Source organism: Paenibacillus baimaensis, assembly GCF_025567575.1.
Genome location: NZ_JAOQIO010000124.1, coordinates 169,774 through 187,614 on the forward strand (window position 1 = coordinate 169,774; position 17,841 = coordinate 187,614).

At 46.4% G+C, this 17,841-nt stretch carries 18 protein-coding genes; 1 reads left to right on the forward strand and 17 read right to left on the reverse strand.

Going from position 1 to position 17,841, the window contains the following annotated elements; translation table 11 throughout:
- Positions 1–63 precede the first annotated feature (63 nt).
- The 8 genes from OB236_RS37165 to OB236_RS37200 all read right to left on the reverse strand — a co-directional run bounded on the left by OB236_RS37165 (position 64) and on the right by OB236_RS37200 (position 8,521).
- The gene (locus OB236_RS37165; RefSeq protein ID WP_262688540.1) at positions 64–1,257 is read right to left on the reverse strand and encodes a radical SAM/SPASM domain-containing protein; all 1,194 of its coding nucleotides are present in this window, start codon (positions 1,255–1,257) and stop codon (positions 64–66) included.
- Between the two features lie 23 nt (positions 1,258–1,280).
- On the reverse strand, positions 1,281–2,387 hold the full coding sequence (locus tag OB236_RS37170; RefSeq protein ID WP_262688541.1) for a radical SAM protein: 1,107 nt from the start codon (positions 2,385–2,387) through the stop codon (positions 1,281–1,283).
- The gene (locus OB236_RS37175; RefSeq protein ID WP_262688542.1) at positions 2,377–3,537 is read right to left on the reverse strand and encodes a glycosyltransferase; all 1,161 of its coding nucleotides are present in this window, start codon (positions 3,535–3,537) and stop codon (positions 2,377–2,379) included. The genes OB236_RS37170 and OB236_RS37175 overlap by 11 nt, the downstream gene beginning before the upstream one ends.
- A gap of 11 nt (positions 3,538–3,548) precedes the next feature.
- Entirely contained in the window at positions 3,549–4,889 is a 1,341-nt protein-coding gene (locus OB236_RS37180; protein ID WP_262688543.1) for a hypothetical protein, read from the reverse strand.
- A complete protein-coding gene (locus OB236_RS37185; protein ID WP_076228687.1) occupies positions 4,886–5,128 on the reverse strand; it encodes an acyl carrier protein in 243 nt (80 codons plus the stop codon). Before OB236_RS37185 ends, OB236_RS37180 begins: the two co-directional genes overlap by 4 nt.
- A gap of 12 nt (positions 5,129–5,140) precedes the next feature.
- Positions 5,141–6,010 carry a class I SAM-dependent methyltransferase gene (locus OB236_RS37190; protein WP_262688544.1) on the reverse strand — a complete coding sequence of 290 codons (870 nt, stop codon included), beginning with the start codon at positions 6,008–6,010 and terminating at the stop codon, positions 5,141–5,143.
- A gap of 342 nt (positions 6,011–6,352) precedes the next feature.
- Positions 6,353–8,077: a SulP family inorganic anion transporter gene (locus tag OB236_RS37195; RefSeq protein WP_262688545.1), complete on the reverse strand. Its 1,725-nt coding sequence runs from the start codon at positions 8,075–8,077 to the stop codon at positions 6,353–6,355.
- Positions 8,078–8,188: 111 nt separating this feature from the next.
- A complete protein-coding gene (locus OB236_RS37200) occupies positions 8,189–8,521 on the reverse strand; it encodes an ArsR/SmtB family transcription factor (RefSeq protein ID WP_076228684.1) in 333 nt (110 codons plus the stop codon).
- A gap of 214 nt (positions 8,522–8,735) precedes the next feature.
- Between OB236_RS37200 and OB236_RS37205 the strand changes: the two genes are divergently transcribed.
- Complete coding sequence (locus OB236_RS37205) at positions 8,736–9,302, forward strand: hypothetical protein (protein WP_262688546.1); 567 nt, start codon at positions 8,736–8,738, stop codon at positions 9,300–9,302.
- A gap of 57 nt (positions 9,303–9,359) precedes the next feature.
- On the opposite strand, the gene OB236_RS37210 is transcribed toward OB236_RS37205, so the two are convergent.
- The 9 genes from OB236_RS37210 to OB236_RS37250 form a co-directional block, all read right to left on the reverse strand.
- The gene (locus tag OB236_RS37210) at positions 9,360–10,274 is read right to left on the reverse strand and encodes a hypothetical protein (protein WP_262688547.1); all 915 of its coding nucleotides are present in this window, start codon (positions 10,272–10,274) and stop codon (positions 9,360–9,362) included.
- Between the two features lie 80 nt (positions 10,275–10,354).
- Positions 10,355–11,335 carry a hypothetical protein gene (locus OB236_RS37215; protein ID WP_262688548.1) on the reverse strand — a complete coding sequence of 327 codons (981 nt, stop codon included), beginning with the start codon at positions 11,333–11,335 and terminating at the stop codon, positions 10,355–10,357.
- A gap of 15 nt (positions 11,336–11,350) precedes the next feature.
- Positions 11,351–12,220 (reverse strand): cell division protein FtsX, encoded by an 870-nt coding sequence (locus OB236_RS37220; protein WP_262688549.1) that lies wholly within the window; start codon positions 12,218–12,220, stop codon positions 11,351–11,353.
- On the reverse strand, positions 12,207–12,863 hold the full coding sequence (locus OB236_RS37225) for a cell division ATP-binding protein FtsE (RefSeq protein WP_262688550.1): 657 nt from the start codon (positions 12,861–12,863) through the stop codon (positions 12,207–12,209). Before OB236_RS37225 ends, OB236_RS37220 begins: the two co-directional genes overlap by 14 nt.
- Positions 12,863–13,468 carry a hypothetical protein gene (locus OB236_RS37230; protein WP_262688551.1) on the reverse strand — a complete coding sequence of 202 codons (606 nt, stop codon included), beginning with the start codon at positions 13,466–13,468 and terminating at the stop codon, positions 12,863–12,865. The genes OB236_RS37225 and OB236_RS37230 overlap by 1 nt, the downstream gene beginning before the upstream one ends.
- Complete coding sequence (locus OB236_RS37235) at positions 13,468–14,103, reverse strand: phosphate starvation-inducible protein PhoH (protein WP_262688552.1); 636 nt, start codon at positions 14,101–14,103, stop codon at positions 13,468–13,470. The genes OB236_RS37230 and OB236_RS37235 overlap by 1 nt, the downstream gene beginning before the upstream one ends.
- Before the next feature lie 36 nt (positions 14,104–14,139).
- Positions 14,140–15,054 carry an ABC transporter ATP-binding protein gene (locus OB236_RS37240; protein ID WP_262688553.1) on the reverse strand — a complete coding sequence of 305 codons (915 nt, stop codon included), beginning with the start codon at positions 15,052–15,054 and terminating at the stop codon, positions 14,140–14,142.
- A gap of 18 nt (positions 15,055–15,072) precedes the next feature.
- Entirely contained in the window at positions 15,073–16,803 is a 1,731-nt protein-coding gene (locus OB236_RS37245; RefSeq protein WP_262688554.1) for a dipeptide/oligopeptide/nickel ABC transporter permease/ATP-binding protein, read from the reverse strand.
- The gene (locus OB236_RS37250) at positions 16,800–17,831 is read right to left on the reverse strand and encodes an ABC transporter permease (protein WP_262688555.1); all 1,032 of its coding nucleotides are present in this window, start codon (positions 17,829–17,831) and stop codon (positions 16,800–16,802) included. The genes OB236_RS37245 and OB236_RS37250 overlap by 4 nt, the downstream gene beginning before the upstream one ends.
- Positions 17,832–17,841: the final 10 nt, after the last annotated feature.

Sequence of the window (17,841 nt, forward strand, 5' to 3'; positions counted from 1 at the left end):
TGGTGAGTACTCCCCATAGGAAGAGATTTTTAGATTAATATCATTAATTATTATCCACATAAATTAAATATGCTTTAACGAGGAGACTCCATGTAAATACAGTACATTGCACTTGGAGCAGGCTGGTGTCAGCCCTCCGCTATTGATCGTTTCACGTATTTTGTCGTAAGCCTCCGAATTCCATATTTCCGTCAAGCTTTGTTCATGCAAATTGCCTACGGAAAACTCGGAGAAAAACTTGCAGGCCGAGATGTTGCCGTTCGGTGTTACATCAATTCTCGTAGCCAGCGCCAGACAATCTGTTGCACAGCGGCTTGTCATCTCGTCCCCAGTGACGAAAGCTTTGATTTCATCGAATTCCAATCCTGGCTGATAACGTAACCGTGTTTCCCACACACGTTCATTCATTTTGTTCAGCTGCTCCATCAAGGGGTCCAGATGCTTGGTGTCGATTTTATACTTGAATGCGTGCCAGCTGTTGCGCTGATGCTCATCCAGAGGACGAAGCCAGTCAAAGTGATCGCTGAAATAATCGTCCATTTTCACCGAGGTTTCATTCGAGATATACCACGGGAAAGTTAGCAGCACGAGGTCAATCCCTTTGGCTTCAAAGCTTTCCATCAGATCATACAAATAATAAATATTAGCGTTATTAATAACACTATGAACGGAAATTCGCCCTTTGAATAACCCCTTTTCCCGCATCTCCAGCAGCAAATCTATCGTTTCCATCGTTTTCTTGAACGAGCCCTTGCCACGGATCAAATCATGATCAGCTTCAAAGCCCTCCAATGCTATGAGCAGCTCCAAATTCTCGGATATCTCATTGATCGAATCGATAAATTTCTCGGTCAGCAGTCCGTTGGTACAAATCGTTGTTTCTCGTGAATCTTCTTTCAGTAGATCGAGGATTTCGGCAAAGCGATGATGGAACATGGGTTCACCGCCCCACAAATACAGTCTCGATTGTAATGCCTTGGTATCATCGAGCAGCTGCTTGATGATTTTGATATCGATATCCAGGTTCTGCTCTGCGGTATCCATATGGTGATGATAGCCTGATTCGTTCCATTGATAGCAATGCTTGCAGCGTAAATTACATCGATTGGTCAGCTTGATCGCCACAAACTCAGGCAGCACTGTTTTGTATTTGGGATTATGAGCCTTCTCACGGATTGGAACTGCGATATTACGGATCGTGCGTTTGAGAATTTCAAAAGATTTTTGATCCATCTTCGTTCTCGTTTTTGGCTGCATCGTCCATCCCTCCAGATATTGAATTAATGGCTCGGTTTTTCGTTGTAATACAGACAGCAGCCGGGGCATATGGAAAAAAGCTGCTTTTTCAAATATTCGCGGTATTCTTTATATTTCGGACCATTCCAAATGTCCAATAAACCTTGTTCATTAACGTTGCCGAGCGTCAGATCATAAAAATTATGGCAGGAGGTTACGCCGCCTCTGGCATTAATCTCCGTGCTGATCCAGGGAAACACGCAGCGTTTTTTCATATTGGTGACCTGCTCCCATTTGGCATTAAAATAATGGCGAATATTGTCTTCGCTTATGACCTTGGGATAAGCATTGAAATAACGGCCGCTGTCCTTGCAAAACTTCTCGATCAGCTTGAGCTGTCTGGCCAAATCCTTGGCATCAATGCTGCTGAAGTGCGCAGGACTGCTGATAAAGCCTCTGGCAATAGGTGCTGAAGGGACGTCGAACTGCTCTTTAAGCACCGTGGCGTAATGCTCGTAGCGCTCTTGTGTGACGTACTGCTGAAGCTCTACACTGATACAGTCAATCATGGACATATCAAGGCTTTCGAAATAAAAACGTTCCAAATGCTGATGATTAATCGGTGTTACCGCTGTGCTGATCCCGATTTTTGGATAGATCGAGCCTTTGCTTTCACGCACCTCGTACAGCTTACGGATACCCTTCATCGCTTTCTGGAAAACGCCCTCTCCCCGCTGTGCATCATTAATTTCCTCAGGACCATCGAGTGAGACCCATATCCGTTCAGGTGCATACTCAACCAGCATTTCCGCGTGACGCTCCAGCAGGGTACCATTCGTCGGAAAATGAACGCTGCTATGATGATACTTAATCGATTCCAAAACTTCGTCGATCCATGGGTAAATTAATGGCTCGCCGCCGTACAGCTCATAATAGGGCCTTGCCGGACTGCAATCCTCAATAATTTTTTTGACTACGGCCAGATCCAGCTTCTTCAATTCCGGTTTTTCTTTATAAGCGCCATTATCTCCCCACTCAAAGCACATTTTGCATCTCAGGTTGCAGGACTCGAGAAGCTGCAGGAACACCCATTTGGGAATACCGCGATCCAGACCCGGCTGCTGCTGTATCGTTTCGGTTTTAATCAGCATGAACGATCCTCCCTTGTTCTTGTAAGTGGTGAGCTTGAATAAGCACCTCCGTATAGCTCGGTGTAATCGATCTTTGCTGAATTAGATTATGGTGAAGCTCATGCAAAATCTCCTCGGAGAAGCCGCTTTGCTTCCAATCCTCATACGAGACACCGAAGCCTTTAAGCGCCCACAGCTCGGCATTGCGCTTCTCATGGGAACCAAACGGCTCCAGCATTATAACGGGAGTTGCCGAAGCTAGAGAGTCCATCAGAGTCCCTGCCCCTGGCTTACTTATGATCGCTTTGGCTTGGCGGATAACGTCATATAGACCATGATGAGATTCCAGATTCGTATACTTGGGCTCTTCCATCGGCTTAATCTCGGCGAATAACGGAAGATCGTGTTCTCCTTTGGGGCCCTTACGCCAAGCTGTCCACGAAGGGGCATTCATGAAGTAACGGTCACCCGACCTCGGATCCAACGTCTCCTCCCACTCATAAGCAACAATATCGAGCTTGAATCCAAGCTCCTGAAGCTCGGGAATCTTACCCTGATACGTTCCCATTCCCCAGCCGCCCCCGTGAATCACATACCGGTGATGACGGTCACTTAATGGGATGACAGCGTCTTCTCCCACAGGAATGAAGCAGGCGATGATGCTACTCGATGCCTGATAGAGCCATACGTCATTGTAGGGCTCATTATATAGCGGGTTAAACTTCTTCAAGCCTTTCCACGATGGAGATAAATCAGAATCCACATAGAGCAAATCGACTTGCAAAACGTGCTTACTATCGTCCTTACTTCCCTCCTTCAGCTTGGCCCGGTACAGGTCCAGAATGTAGACCCAATGTCCGGATAATGCAATAAAATCACGCCTCCCCTCCTTAGCCCATGCTTCCAATAGTTGATCAACCTGCTCAAAATCGATACTGTCGCGAATATCCTTCGGAATCTTGGTTGCCACCAACGCTAATGCGAAGTTATCATGGTAGGCCTTTTTGCTGTCCAGTATTTTATCCTGCTTATCCTGCTGTACAAAGCTTTCAAAAACCAATACCTCCGTTGCGATCTGCTTCTGCCTTAATTGATAGCTGACGATTAATCCCGGGTTATAAAATCCGAGACCAAAACCGGAGCAAAGAATGGTTACGAGCGTTTGCTTCACAACCTCATCCCCTAACTGGATACTGTGATGGCTAGCGATGACAGCAGTGAACGCAGCCTACTGACTAGTTGCTCCCCTTCCGCCAAATCACTCGCCACAATCGATACATACATGCGCGCCTTATAACGTCCAGCTTGTTGTTGATTCACCTTAAAAGTATTCGCACTTAACGGAATGATGCCATGACGGCGTCCGTCTTTGTACAATAGCCCCTCGTACTCCATTGCATGCAGCACATCTCCAAAAGAAATCGGGTTCGAACCCACCATCGATACATAGGTCAAATAACCTTCAAGCGAATGCGCACCCAGATAGTTATCAAGCTGATGCTTGATAAGACTCATCGATTTTCTCGCATTGATTTCAACTAGCGGAACTATGCTGCCACCCTGAAGAACCATCGAATCGACGCAGACATGTCCAAAGTAGCCGCTCTTGTACAGTTGGACGGCAACGTCCTGCATCAGCACCCAATAACCGTCCCGCTCCAGCTGCCGCAACAACGGAGGAGCTGCTGTTATCGAGCCTTGATAGGCAAAATCGGCATTCAGCACCTGCTGCACCGAAATCAAATGAAATCCACCATCCGGCAGGATTTCAAATTGGCACGAGAAGTCCACTTCCTTATTCAGCAGCGGCTCTACAATAAACAGGGTTTCCTTATCGGTCTTTTCCTGCTTGGAAATGTAGGCACTCACCCGGTTCAGCATGCTTTCTGTAGAAATCAGGAGATTCCCTTTACCGGATACACCAAAGGTGTCTTTAATCAGGAACACACCTGCATCCAGCAGTTTTTTGCCAATACGGTCCAGCTCAACATGGCTCCTTACAAATTGGCTCACGTTCCAAATACCGAGCTTGTCTTTCAGCTCTGTTGAATAAGCTTTTGAATTCACATGCTTCACAATTTCAAGCGAGGGCGCATGAACCGTCCAGCCCTGCTGTTCAGCCAATACATCCATGCCTTTCAATATCGCAAAGGGCTCCAATTCAGCATTCTTCGGCAGTTGTGGATTGAACAGAAGATATGGCAATGTCGCCTTCAACCGTTCGAATATATTCATTTCATTGGATGCTGCATGATCGGATATGTCCAGATCCACTTTATTGCAGGTAAAATGGAAGCCGATTTCTTGTAAATAATGACGGTGCGCTTCATCCATCGCATAGCGGGTCAACAGCACATCCTGATCCCGGCAAAATACAAACAAGAGCTCATCCATGGCGTTCACCAGGTTACGTGTCTGTAGATCAGGGATGGACGGTAGTCTGGTTAATCTTTCATCACGCCAGCAGGTCTCGGCATCGAAGGTTCCACAGTGAATACGGGGTACGCGTTCTGCCCCTGTCATGCGCTTTGGGATTCAATAAAATAGCAGAACGTGTCAATCGAATTCAAATGGACCATATCAAATTCATCAAAATCAATTTCAATATTGAATTCATCCTCCACCCGCAATATGAAATTAATCAGCTGCAGTGAATCCAGTCCTCCATCATTCAGCACATCCGAGCTTCCCTGCAGATTTTGAAGCAGCTCCGGCTCATTTTTGATTTCACTGATAATCCCGATAATTTTTTCCTGAAGCATGAACTTCACTCCTCATTTGTTTGATTTATGAATAATGGCCGAATCACTGGTTTTGACAATAACGGCCAGAATGTCTGTTTGGGCATACTTCCGGTTATAGTTCGTCATGTGCAGCTGTCTGGCGTCCGTAACAGATATCAGCTTAAGCTGGGTGGGCAAGGCTTTAATAATATGCTTGATCAAAGCGGCTTTCGTGAAACGCCATATGACTCCATCAATCGATGAATTCACCATATAACCTTCGGTCATCGACTTGCCGGATTCGGCTTCTTCCAAAATAACCGGATCAACGACCCAGATCTCACCATGATCCCGCAGCAGTCGGGCACACTCGGCAAAAGCCTTTTTATGATGACGAATATGATGAAAGCAGCGGGCAAATATAATCACATCAAAGCTTTTATCGTCCATGGGAACCTCATAAATCCCACTAAGCAGGTAAGAATCATACCTACCCTTGCGGACGCCATATTCCAGATAATGCGGGTTAATGTCCAAATTGACGATTTGCTTTGATTGCTGCTTGCCTACATGCTTGTTTAGAAGTCCGGTCCCGCAGCCAACCTGCAGAACACTTCCCTTAAGCGGTGGTAAGAAACCATACACCGAGGTAGGTTTGGGAAAGTTCAACACAAACATCGACCATTCGTACAAACGTGGATGCTTTTCGATCAATCGTACAAGCTTGCTGACATAGAACGGATTTTTCAGCTTGCTTTTAGTAAAATCACGTTTATTCCATACATAATAGATGGGGTACAATACAATGAAATAGATCCAATATACGGCTTCCAACAGCCTAATGAATATCGGATGATCGGGTGTATGTATATGATGCTTGATACCATGATCGGTCCCCCTATGATTCAATTCACTCTGCATGTTCACACCCCCATAAAATTGATATTAATGGTAAATGATGGTTATTAAATTGTAGTTCAAGCTTAACAGAGGCGGCAGATAACCATCAATTGGACTTTTTTGTAAAAAAGCTTTTTATGCATTAGTACATTTTTGAAAAACTTGGACTTTTCTTGATATGTCTATAGTCAAGGCGGCCAATAGCCCCGTTCAGCGGAATTCCATTCCAAACCTCAGGTGGAAATAGTAAATAGACCTAATCTTCGCTTGAACGAAAATTAGATCTAAGAATAACATTAACTTATGATGAAGCTTGCTTGTATTTAATAAAAATCTGTTACGATGACAACACACATGTGATTCTTATTCAGCCTTTTGGGCAGGACTTGATAACGCCGTACATTCCCGAAATGCAAAATGTTGGCAGCCCACGCACTTGTTGTAATCGAGCTTTTTCAGAGCATAATTGATTGCTTCCCCCGTATGCTCGAAGAAATGGTCATGCCCAATTTCCACATCAAGACCCGTCTTTTTCATGAAAGCTCTTGGTTGATGTTGAATACCAGAAATGAGTACGATCCCGCCTGCATGGGTAACATGCTTCACAATATGGGCCAGGTTCGCCTCTCCAGTCGAGTCCATGAAGGGTACCCTTGCCATACGAAGCAGCAGCATTCGGTGATGTTCTTGGAGGGAATCCATGATCGAATGCTCAAACGTGCTCGCTACACCAAAAAATAAAGGGCCGTCAATCGAATATATACTCAGCTGTGGGCAATCATGACCTTCACTCACCATATAGGATTTTACTTTTTCATGCTTCAGTGACGGATCTGGAAGCACCTTCGCTACTCCCAGCGTATCGCTCATCCTTTTGACAAACAGAAGCACTGCCATAATTAATCCAATTTCAACTGCCGTTGTTAAGTCTGTAAATACTGTAAGCAGGAACGTGATGACGAGCACAACAGAGTCACTGGTTTTGGTTTTGAGTATTTCTGCAAAATGTTTACGTTCACTCATATTCCAGGCCACGACCATCAGGATCGGTGCCATACTTGCTAGAGGGATGGCCGAGGCCAACGGAGCAAATAAGATCAGGATCAATAATACGACAATGCCATGAACAACACCGGACATAGGCGATGCGGCACCATTTTTAATATTCGTTGCTGTGCGCGCAATCGCGCCTGTAGCCGGTATCCCCCCAAATAAAGGAGTCACCATATTCGCGATTCCTTGACCAATCAGCTCCTTGTTGCTGTTGTGTCGGCTGCCTGTCATTCCATCTGCGACAACAGCGGACAACAAGGATTCAATCCCGCCAAGCATCGCAATGACAAAAGCCGACGGGAGCAGCCCGATGATTTTATCGATGGATAGCTGAGGTAACTGCAGGCTAGGCAGTGTGCTCGGAATGTTCCCATAGGTTGATCCGATTGTTGCCACTTCACCTCTGAATAATAAGGCCGCTACGATAGCCGAAACAATTAACCCCACTAATGAACCCGGTATTCTGGCACTCAATTTGGGCATAACAAGAATAACCCCTAAGCTGATAAGGGCTGTTATCATAGTCCACACATTCGCCGTAGATACATGCAGCACAATTTCCTTCATATTCGAAACAAAAGCCTCATGACGTTCTAAGTTTGTCAGCCCCAGAAAATTACTGATCTGACCCGAAAAGATAATAACGGCGATACCCGAGGTAAATCCGATCGTGACGGGTCGCGGAATGTACTTGATTAGCACCCCAAGCTTCAATATCCCCATCAAGACCAGAAGGATGCCTCCCATCATACCGGCTATCAGTAAATCTTCATACCCATACTGCATCACAATAGCAAATAAAATCGGAATAAACGCGCCTGTGGGACCACCAATCTGGAATTTGGAACCACCGAGCAGTGAGATAAGAATACCCGCCACAATTGTCGTGTAAATGCCAAACTGCGGCTTTACCCCGGAGGCAATAGCAAAAGCCATCCCAAGAGGGATGGCAACAACGGCGACTATTAATCCTGATATGAGGTCTCGACGCAGCATTTGATAATTATAGCCTTCAAATCTCCCATACCCCTTCATAACAACCCTTCTTCTCATATATTTGATTATTTGAATATATAGCAATAATAAGACTAATAAACAAAAAAATCAATACCTCAATCTGAAGAACCTTACACCTGTGTAAAGAGCCTATTGTTCTGAAGCACGCATGCTTTCCAGAAGAGAGATGGTGCCCACCAGATGGTTATCAAATATTTGTTTGGTAACCTGCAGCAAGTCTTTCACCAAGGGATCACGTAAGCTGTATACCACCGTTGTCCCCTCTTTACTGCCATAGACAACATTTTTATTTCTTAATACCGAAAGCTGCTGCGAAACCGCTGAGCCTTCACTGCCAATAATGGCTTGTATCTCATTGACATTCTTATCACCCTCGCAAAGAACTTCAAGGATGCGAATTCTCATGGGATGGGCCAACGCTTTGTAAAAATCAGCCTTAAATTGCTGGAGCTCAAGATTCATAGTGATTTCTCCTCATAGATTCAAATATATAAATATTATCATATCATAAAACGATTCCTGTACAACTTTCCTCCACTCTAATCGACATTTTTTCTGCAGGAACAATAACTTGCTTTTTTTATGCAAAATCCTTATATTCAAATAACAAGATATTTAGTATTAACTAGATAACATATTGAGCAGGTATACTAAATACAAATGAGGAATTAATCATATGACCACTAGACAGATTGTTATTGATCAAGGCCTTGATTTTTTACAAAGGGTTGGAACCGAACAGATATGCAAGGTATGTATCATGAATGGAGGCTCATGCTGCAGCGGGTGTGTTCATCTGGCTGATGGAAGGGGCTGTACCCTTAGAAATACAAGCTGCACGGCATGGTTATGCGGATTTCTTGGGTTCTTGCTTTATGAAACGGGGCTTTATCAGGAATGGACTGAATTTTGGAGACAGGTCCCTGGTCGTAATTATCGAATGGATAACACACCCGATATATTCCCTATATCCAAAGCCTTGCCCAAACGAAACCTTCAATTTCTGAGTCACGAGCTTGCGGAGGATTTAAATGCCTTGTCCCTGCTGCATCCGCAAAAACGTTATATTCTTGACTTGAGGGAACAAATCGATAATTGCCTGGACGAGTTGTTTTATTGGAAAAGTCCTGAGAAACAGACCACTATTAAAAATAAATTACGATTGTTATCAAAGGATTTTTCCCGGTTTAATCAAGCTTTAGCCAGCTACCGCAAAGACACTGAGTCCAGTGTGAATTCGTGAGAAAAAAGCCCGCTGCGCATCCGTTTATCGCAGTGGGCCTCATAGTATGAACATGCTTTAGCTATACCGTTTTCTCTTAGCAAATAGCCATACTGCAAGCAGCACGATCAGCGCCCCAATGGCTGCTGGAAAGTAGGGAAACCCTGGCGATACGGCCGTTTGGGCTGTATCCGATTCACTGCTGTGTCCAGCATGGTTGTGTGTTGATGGCTGACTGTCATCCCCCTTAGCCGCCTGGTTGGCAGACTGTTGCTCGAACGTGACCAGCTGTAGCTGCTCCGTAGTACCATCCTCTTTGGTCGACCATGAGGAAATGATGTTTTTGCCTTTCCAAACGGTTGGATCTACCGAGGCCTGAATGATTTTGGGATGAGCTCCCAATACAAAGGACTTGCCGTTTATCAGCAGGATGGATGCTTTGACCGTTTTACCGTTTTTATCCTTCATATCCTTTGTTGTCACGTCTTCTACTTTCCCAGAAGGTCCTGGAGTAAAACCTGCCATCTCGTACAGCGTATGACCGTTAACCTTTTGCTCCAGGTACGGCTTCATCACCACGACCAAAGCTTCCCGAGTCAGTTCTTCGTCAGTTCGACCTATCTTGGCTTGCCCTTGAAAAAAAGCCTGATCGACCTCTTTATAGGTCGCGTTTCCTTGCACAGATGTTACAATTCCCTTATCCAATGCCGCTTTAACAATCTCATCGGTTGGCGTATTCGCCGGTTTTATTTGCAGGAAGGCTCCAGCCCACAGGGCGAGCTCCTTGCGCGTCAACTTATCACCCGGTTTGAATAGCGATGCTCCGTGCTCATAAGGAATAACACCCAATCCACTCAATATAACAATCTGCTCCTTCACAGCAGAGTACTGAATGTCCTCGTAAATGGTTTGATCATTAACCACATGTGCAGAAGCAGCTGATGGAAGCAGGATCATCAACATGGTAATCATCATCAGCAGCATACGGTACATAAAAGCTACCTCCTTAAAATCATAATTCAATCATTAGCAGCGCTAATTATATACATCAATGAATATATCAGTAATATGCATCATCGAGCTTCACTTGTTACGATAAGAGCTCCGCCGGACTGCCGCAAATCCACTGGCCCCTTCATTCCGGGTAACTGCTCCAATAGATCATGACGAATACGAAATCCAGATAGCTCTATCATTAAAGTATCCGGCATTAAAAAACCGTTAAAAAAACCGGCTTCAAATTGTAATTGCGCGTAACCATTGCCTCCACTCAACACCTGACCGATGAGTATGACGTGAATATCCTTTTTTTTATACACCACATACACATGATCGGAACGAAAAAAATACTCTACATCGCTCTGTGCATTTAACCAGCTCTCATTCAATCTATAACTGGCATTCTCGGCAGCTGCTGTCGCCCAGGTTTGTACCTGCTGCTCCGTTAGCTCCGTATCGTGCTTCAGTGCCTGAATCAGATGCTTTTCTACCTCGGATTGCCAGTCGATATCCAAATAATTAGCTACCTGATCAATGGGCAGCTGTGCATTTTGTGACAAGAACAGATTACGCATCTGCATGTTATCTTCGATTATAGTTAACAGCCGCTGATGACCCTCAAGTGCCACCTTGGTCGATTGGAGCTGCATATAATCCTTGTAGAGCAAATCCAACTGCTTCATATAGGCTTGAAGGTGATTTTCAAACAGCCAATGGCTTCCCATCGCATCAACAAGACTTTCTGACTGCAGCAGTAAATTCATCCAGGTGTCCAGACCCACTTCATTGTAAAATTGCAGTTGGGAAACCGCGAGCTGCTGTTTGTCTTTGTAATCATTTTCCAGCTTGTTGACACGAGGCACTAACGACTCGATCTCAGCCTTGGTAGAACGAATTTCTGTTTTCAATTTCTCCGTCGTTTGTTCATCTTGTACGGTAACCAGAAAATCGGCAAAAGCCCCGGTCAAATGAGCATATACGGTTACGCTCGTTGTGAGTATGAGCATACTTCCAAGTAATAACCCGAGCATGGATCGACTTCCCGTTCCTTTCACGATTGTCCAACCTCCCTAAGCATCCTTGATCAGCTTCATCGTAGATACATAGCTAGCCGCCAAACCAACCAAGGTGCCTACTGCCAGGAGAACAGCCATCAAGCTATATACCTGGGAAACTGGAAAATGAAAAATATACGGATAGTAACGTTCGATTGGAAACAGCATGTACGCATACCCCATATAAATGGTTGCTGAAGCAAGCAGACTCCCGATTAGACCGATCAAACCGCCCTCTAGCAAAAACTGACCTCTGACATGTGCTGGTTTGGCTCCCAGCAGCAGCTTGACGCGAATTTCCTTCTGTCGCTGGTAAAGCGCTAAATTAATCGCCATATATACGGTTACGAATGCAATCGCCGTACATACAGTAAGCAGGATCACCCCGTAACGCTTCCCTTGTTCTGACCATTTCACAACAGTTTCCGCCAGCTGCTGGGGATAGACCACCTCAGCTATTCCCTTCATTGTGCGCAGCTCTTTGACGATCTGCTCGATACTGTTGTTATCGCTAATTTTGATCGTAACCGCATCCGGTATGGCACTATCCTTAAAAGCATTTAGCAAATATTCCTTACCTTGAAAAAAAACACGGAGCCGCTCCAGTAGCTGCTCCTTCTTTTCGATATCTACTGATTTTACAAAGCTTTTGCTTTCCAGAATACGTGCAACTTCCCGCGTATCGATAGCAGGATCCACATAGACCTTGATGTTCACCTGAGCTTGCACATAAGACATAATGTCAGTTATGCCTATACGAACGAGCAGCAAGCCACCCAATATGAGCATCGCGGCAAAGATCAGAGCCGCAGCCGTAGCTGCAGCTCCTGCATTGCGCTGTATACCTTCTCGCGCATCTCGCATATACATGTTAAGTACGTGCATACTCCCTTACCTTTCCATTGTCCATCTTCAAGGTTCTCGATGGAAACTGCGTAATCAGGTGCTCCGAGTGCGTAACGACCAGCATCGAAATTCCTTCCTCTTCATGCAGCTCCTTTAACAGCTTCAGCATCTGCTCCGCGGTTTCTGAATCCAGATTCCCGGTCGGTTCATCCGCCAGCAAGAGGCTGGGCCGGTTAAGCAGCGCTCTGACAATCGCCACCCGCTGCTGCTCGCCACCAGAAAGCTGCTCTGGGAATAGCTGCTCCATTCCTTTCAAGCCCACCCTCTCCAGTAAACGCATGGCCTCGGGTTCAATCAGCTTGCTTGCCTTACCCTGCACTTCACCTGCTAGCACCACATTCTCGAATACCGTCTTTCTCTCAAGCAGCTCAAACGATTGGAAAATAACGCCGATCTTGCGCCGTAGTACATATTTGGGCATCTGCTCAATCGGAGTTCCTCCCACAAGGATCTGTCCGCTGTAATCTCCGATATCCCGGTACAGCAGCTTGAGCAACGTGCTTTTACCGGAGCCCGATCGTCCCTGCAGGAATACAAACTCTCCTTCCCGGATATGCAGATTCACATCATCCAAAATGGTGCGATTGCCATATTGTTTGGTCAGATTGTCGATGCGAATCATTAGAAAGTGCCTACCGCAATCCAAGGCATAAAGCCATCCAGAAATCTTTCGGTAGCTGGCATAAAATAGGATCCATAATGGTATTCAGGGTCCAAGGTGGTTACGATCCACGTGCCAGCTGTGCTCACCTTGTCCACGTATAGAATAGCTCCATGATCCTCGGTTGATATTAACACTTCCGAGCCTTTAGGCGGCCAGAACACGCCGTGATAATGCCAGGTTGCATCTCCAAGTGATATATACTTAAATAAATCGTGCTCCGGCTTTGCTAGTACCAGCCCGCTCTTCGCTTCCTTATCCAGCCACCACCAGAAATTGGTCGGCCTGAATTCCCAATTCTGTGCCGGAATCCATTCCTTCGGTTGTTGTCCGAGTGCGATGACCGTTCCCCCACTCTCGGCAAATTCCCAGATCTTCTTCTGCGCTTTCACCAGCAGTCCCAAATGCAGCTGTGAAGGAACAAGCAGCACATCGATCCCATCCAGAGACGCTTGTTCAAACTCAGGTAAATAAATGATTTCATGAATGTACCGACGATACTTGGGCTCATTCAGGCTGCGATATTGGTGGGCATTTCCCCCGTACAGGGCCGCGACTTTTCTCATTAGCCTGCATTCCTCTCTTGTATCTGTTTGTATTCGCTGCGAATCCAGTCGATCAACTGTGGAGTAATACGTCCGGCTGTATTCGGATGATTGCTGTAGCTAAGCAGGTCACTACCAGCATGAACCACGATCGTGCCCTTGGTGCTGAGTCGGTCGATATACATAATCGGCTCCGCTCCTCCCAGAAACAGCAGTACTTCCGCCTCAGGCGGCAATGGATGATGACCCCTTGCAAAAAAACCGGCTACACCCTTGTTGTAAGTCAGATCATCGGGCTCAACGCCTTCAAATATAGGATGCGGATTGGCAAAAGTAATCGCGTAGTCATTAAAGCAGCGAATCGTTTTGGGAATGAAGGAGGAGCCTCCTGGAAGCCATGGACGAAACAAATGCCCACCGAATAAAATCACTTTACCCTGCGCCAGAAAATCAGCGATACGGGCTTTTTCCTTGTTCAAATACTCCTGATCAATCAGCCCGTTAATGATCATACATTTGTAGGGAGTAAGATCAATAGACGGCAATTCATATACGTCCTGAAAAGTAAAATCATTTTGATAACGCGAATCCTTGACTCTTTGCTCGGCAAAGCTGCTGCAAGCGTTTAATACAAGAAAATCCTGGGTCAATTCCACGCAGATTACCTCTTCCTCGCTAAATTATAGGCACATCTAGATTTTGTTCAGCTGCTGTAAGGCTCCAATCAACCTCTGTGTATAAGGATGCTGTGGTCTTTCAATGACATCCTGCGGTGTACCGGATTCGACGATCTCACCCTTATCCAAAACAAGCAGGCGGTCACAGAAGCTATGGGTTAATGCAATATCATGCGTAATAAATAAGTACGAAATTTGATGGCGCTCTCGAAGCTGGTTCATCAGCTGCAGTAAGTCAAGACGCAGCGAAGAATCCAGCATGGAGGTGGGTTCATCAGCCACGATCAAACGAGGCTGACATATAAAAGCTCTGGCCAGCCCCACCCGTTGCCGCTCGCCTCCAGACAGTTCATGGGGATAACGATTCATGAATCGCTCGGGAGGCGTTAATGATACCTCGGCAAGCGCAGCGCGAACAAGCTGTCGCCGTTTTTCAGGCTCATTCTTATACAGCTTCTGTATAACTAATGGTTCTACGATCAATTGCTCAATCGTCATCCGTGGGGATAAGGACTCATAGGGGTCCTGAAAAATCATTTGTATCGAATTCGTTACCGTTCTGCGTTCTTTGTTCTTCAAGGCCAGCACATCGTGTCCCTGGTACAGCATCCTGCCGCTGTCTGCATGCTCCAAACCGGCAATAATCCGTCCGATCGTGCTTTTGCCAGCGCCGCTTGAGCCAACCAACCCAACTGTCTCATTCTCGCCTACCGTAAAATGAATCCCGTTCAACACATTTGCGATATGGGAGAAGGCGCTTCGATCACGATACGATTTGTGCAGGCTTTGTATCTCCAGCAAGCCTGTATGCTGCATGGCTCCATGTTTAATGATTTGCTGACGATGGGGATTCCGAGATAAAGCTTGCAGGGAATCCCTATCCTCTGATTCCTTTGATTTTGATAAATCGGATAATTCCTTAACGGCCATGATTCCTGCCTCCTATCCTCAAGAGTGCTCATATACCAGTTGAATGTTCGCAGGCTGCGGTTCATTGATCTTCAACCTCGGAATCGAGTCCATCAACCGGCGGGTATATGGGTGTGTTGAGGCTATCGCCAAATCGGCAGAAGCTACCTGATCGACAATTTCACCCTGCTTCATAATCACGATCCGGTCAGCTAATCCCAAGACAACAGGAAGATCATGGGAAATAAAAACCATCGATAAGCCTAGACGCTTTTGCAGTCCCTTCAACAGCTTCATGATTTCAATCTGAACCATGATATCCAAACCTGTAGTAGGTTCATCGGCAATAACAAGCGTGGGCTCATTAATAAGCGCCATGGCGATAACGACTCTTTGGCGCATGCCTCCGCTCAGCTCATGCGGATAAGCGGATCCCCACTTGGCAGCTAATCCAACCTGCTCCAGCATTTGGTTTACCCGCTGCTGCAGTTCAACCTTACCCAGCTTGTGCTTGGCAGTAATGGCTTCGATCAATTGCTGACGAACCGACAGCACGGGATTGAGCGCGTTCATAGCGGCTTGAGGGATAAGTGCAACCTTCATTCCGCGCAGCTTTTGCATCTCCATGGGAGACAATCGGGTCAAATCCTGACCGCACAAATGGATCGAGCCTTCACGCAAGACAGCAGGCGGCTTCAACAATTGAATAATCGAAGCAGCTACCGTTGTCTTCCCGCTTCCGGATTCACCAACAATCCCCACGACCTCACCTTGGTTTACCGAAAAGCTTACAGAGCTTATTGCATTCACAAGCTCCGATCCTTTTAAATAACCGACTGTCAAATTGTTGACCTCTAGAACTTGTCCTCTGCTTGTCATTTCACTAGTTGAAGGTACACCAGCGGCAGCTTGCAGCTTGACTCGCTTGACTGTCATTGCAGACAAATAAGTGCGCAGACGCGGGCTGACTCTTTCCTCCAGCCAATAACCGATAAAGGAAAAGGATAAAACCGTGATCACGATGCATAGACCCGGAGGAAGAATCCACCAGAGCCAGGCATCTGTCAAAAAGGCACTACGCGAATTCGCATAAAACAATATACTGCCCCAGCTTTTGGAAAGCGGATCTCCCAGACCCAGGAAGCTTAGCGCGGATTCCATTAAAATAGCGGAATTCACTGCTCTCACAAACTGTGGAATCAACAACGGAACGATACCGGGCAATATATGCCGGCGAAGCAGATAGAAATCGCCTGCTCCCATCGACTTCGCGGCCATGACGGGACCACGTGTACGTAATGAAAGAATTTGCGAACGAATTTCGCGCGCTTTACTGGCCCACAGAACTAAAGTAATAACAATAACCTGCGTGATTATACTTGGACCCAGATACACGCCGATTACAATCATGAGCGGGAGGAAGGGTAGGGTGAGACTCACATCCACGATTCTCATGAATAAGGAATCTGGCCAGCCTCCCCAGTAGCCCGCTAGCAGCCCAATAATGGTTCCGATGAACGTAGCCATAATAGCCGATGCGATTCCGATAAATAAGGATACACGCGCACCCTCCACCAATTCTGCCAAAATGTCTTGACCCATATCGTTAGCACCCAGCCAATGTGCATAATCCGGGGCTTGCAGCGGTAGAGCAGTCTGCTCGTTGGAGTCATACGGAACAGCAAAGGGTCCGACAATGGCCATCACTAACATCATGGACAGCAGCAGGACTCCGGCAATTCCGATCTTTTGCGCCATCGTCCGCATCATGCTGTGCCCTCCATCGGTTTACGTGTTCGTGCCCGTGGATCAACGAGCGGATAAGTCAAATCCGCAAGCATATTTGCTGCAATGACTCCGACTGTTATCAATAGAAATACTCCTTGCATCATCGGAAAATCTCGTGCCACAACACTTTCATACAACAAACGACCAATACCCGGATAAGAAAATACAGTCTCCACCACAACAGCTCCGCTCACCAGAATACCAAGGCTCATCGTGATATGCGTGTAAACAGGAAGCAGAGCATTGCGGAGAGCATGACGATAAATCACACCTCGCTTGCTGACTCCTTTGGCTTCAGCCATCAAGATATAATCCTGACCTAACGTTTCAAGCATCGAAGAGCGCGTCAGCAGGAAGTTCGTACCGACTGATGCTATCGTTATGGTTGCGACCGGAAGGATCATCCGGCGAATAACCTCAACCATATAGTGGAAATCATTGGCGCTGGTCAACGGCACCGCACCATATGAGGGCAGCCAGCCCAAATTAACTGCGAATATGGCAATCAATATCATTCCGATCCAGAACCCGGGCATCGCATTGACAGCCAGCATGCTGGTCAGGAGAAGCAAATCTCTGCGTCTCCCCCTGTTCCACGCTGCATAAGCACCACATATGATCCCGATAATCGGACTTAGTATTAGGGCAGGAACGACTAACAGAAAAGTCCAAGGTAATCGTTCCCGCAGTACAGTCGTCACGGGCTTGCCGAACTTGGTCGAGCTTCCCAGCTTCATTGTCACTGCACCTGCCATGAAATTTCCATACTGCTCCAGGACTGAGGCATCCAGCCCGAGCTCGCGGTTCATCCGCAGTCGCTGCTCAGGCGTCAATGTATTCACCTCTTGCCCCATAAAATAAATCAGAGGATCACCCGGGGCCAAACGCGGCAAGCCAAAGTTAATAGTCAAGGCAATCAGCAGCACCAAAACATACTGCAGGAATTTCCGGCCGAACCAGCGATAGAAGGAGCTGCTATCGGCTTTTCCTGGTAAGGTCTGTGTGGTCATCGAAATCTCT

Excerpts from the sequence above, each read along its gene's own strand:
- OB236_RS37250 (WP_262688555.1), bottom strand. The coding sequence starts at position 17,831 with ATGACCACACAGACCTTACCAGGAAAAGCCGATAGCAGCTCCTTCTAT.
- OB236_RS37220 (WP_262688549.1), bottom strand. The coding sequence starts at position 12,220 with ATGCACGTACTTAACATGTATATGCGAGATGCGCGAGAAGGTATACAG.
- OB236_RS37230 (WP_262688551.1), bottom strand. The coding sequence starts at position 13,468 with ATGAGAAAAGTCGCGGCCCTGTACGGGGGAAATGCCCACCAATATCGC.
- OB236_RS37185 (WP_076228687.1), bottom strand. The coding sequence starts at position 5,128 with ATGCTTCAGGAAAAAATTATCGGGATTATCAGTGAAATCAAAAATGAG.
- OB236_RS37190 (WP_262688544.1), bottom strand. The coding sequence starts at position 6,010 with ATGCAGAGTGAATTGAATCATAGGGGGACCGATCATGGTATCAAGCAT.
- OB236_RS37165 (WP_262688540.1), bottom strand. The coding sequence starts at position 1,257 with ATGCAGCCAAAAACGAGAACGAAGATGGATCAAAAATCTTTTGAAATT.
- OB236_RS37170 (WP_262688541.1), bottom strand. The coding sequence starts at position 2,387 with ATGCTGATTAAAACCGAAACGATACAGCAGCAGCCGGGTCTGGATCGC.
- OB236_RS37205 (WP_262688546.1), top strand. The coding sequence starts at position 8,736 with ATGACCACTAGACAGATTGTTATTGATCAAGGCCTTGATTTTTTACAA.
- OB236_RS37210 (WP_262688547.1), bottom strand. The coding sequence starts at position 10,274 with ATGTACCGTATGCTGCTGATGATGATTACCATGTTGATGATCCTGCTT.
- OB236_RS37195 (WP_262688545.1), bottom strand. The coding sequence starts at position 8,077 with ATGAAGGGGTATGGGAGATTTGAAGGCTATAATTATCAAATGCTGCGT.
- OB236_RS37180 (WP_262688543.1), bottom strand. The coding sequence starts at position 4,889 with ATGACAGGGGCAGAACGCGTACCCCGTATTCACTGTGGAACCTTCGAT.
- OB236_RS37240 (WP_262688553.1), bottom strand. The coding sequence starts at position 15,054 with ATGGCCGTTAAGGAATTATCCGATTTATCAAAATCAAAGGAATCAGAG.
- OB236_RS37225 (WP_262688550.1), bottom strand. The coding sequence starts at position 12,863 with ATGATTCGCATCGACAATCTGACCAAACAATATGGCAATCGCACCATT.
- OB236_RS37200 (WP_076228684.1), bottom strand. The coding sequence starts at position 8,521 with ATGAATCTTGAGCTCCAGCAATTTAAGGCTGATTTTTACAAAGCGTTG.
- OB236_RS37245 (WP_262688554.1), bottom strand. The coding sequence starts at position 16,803 with ATGATGCGGACGATGGCGCAAAAGATCGGAATTGCCGGAGTCCTGCTG.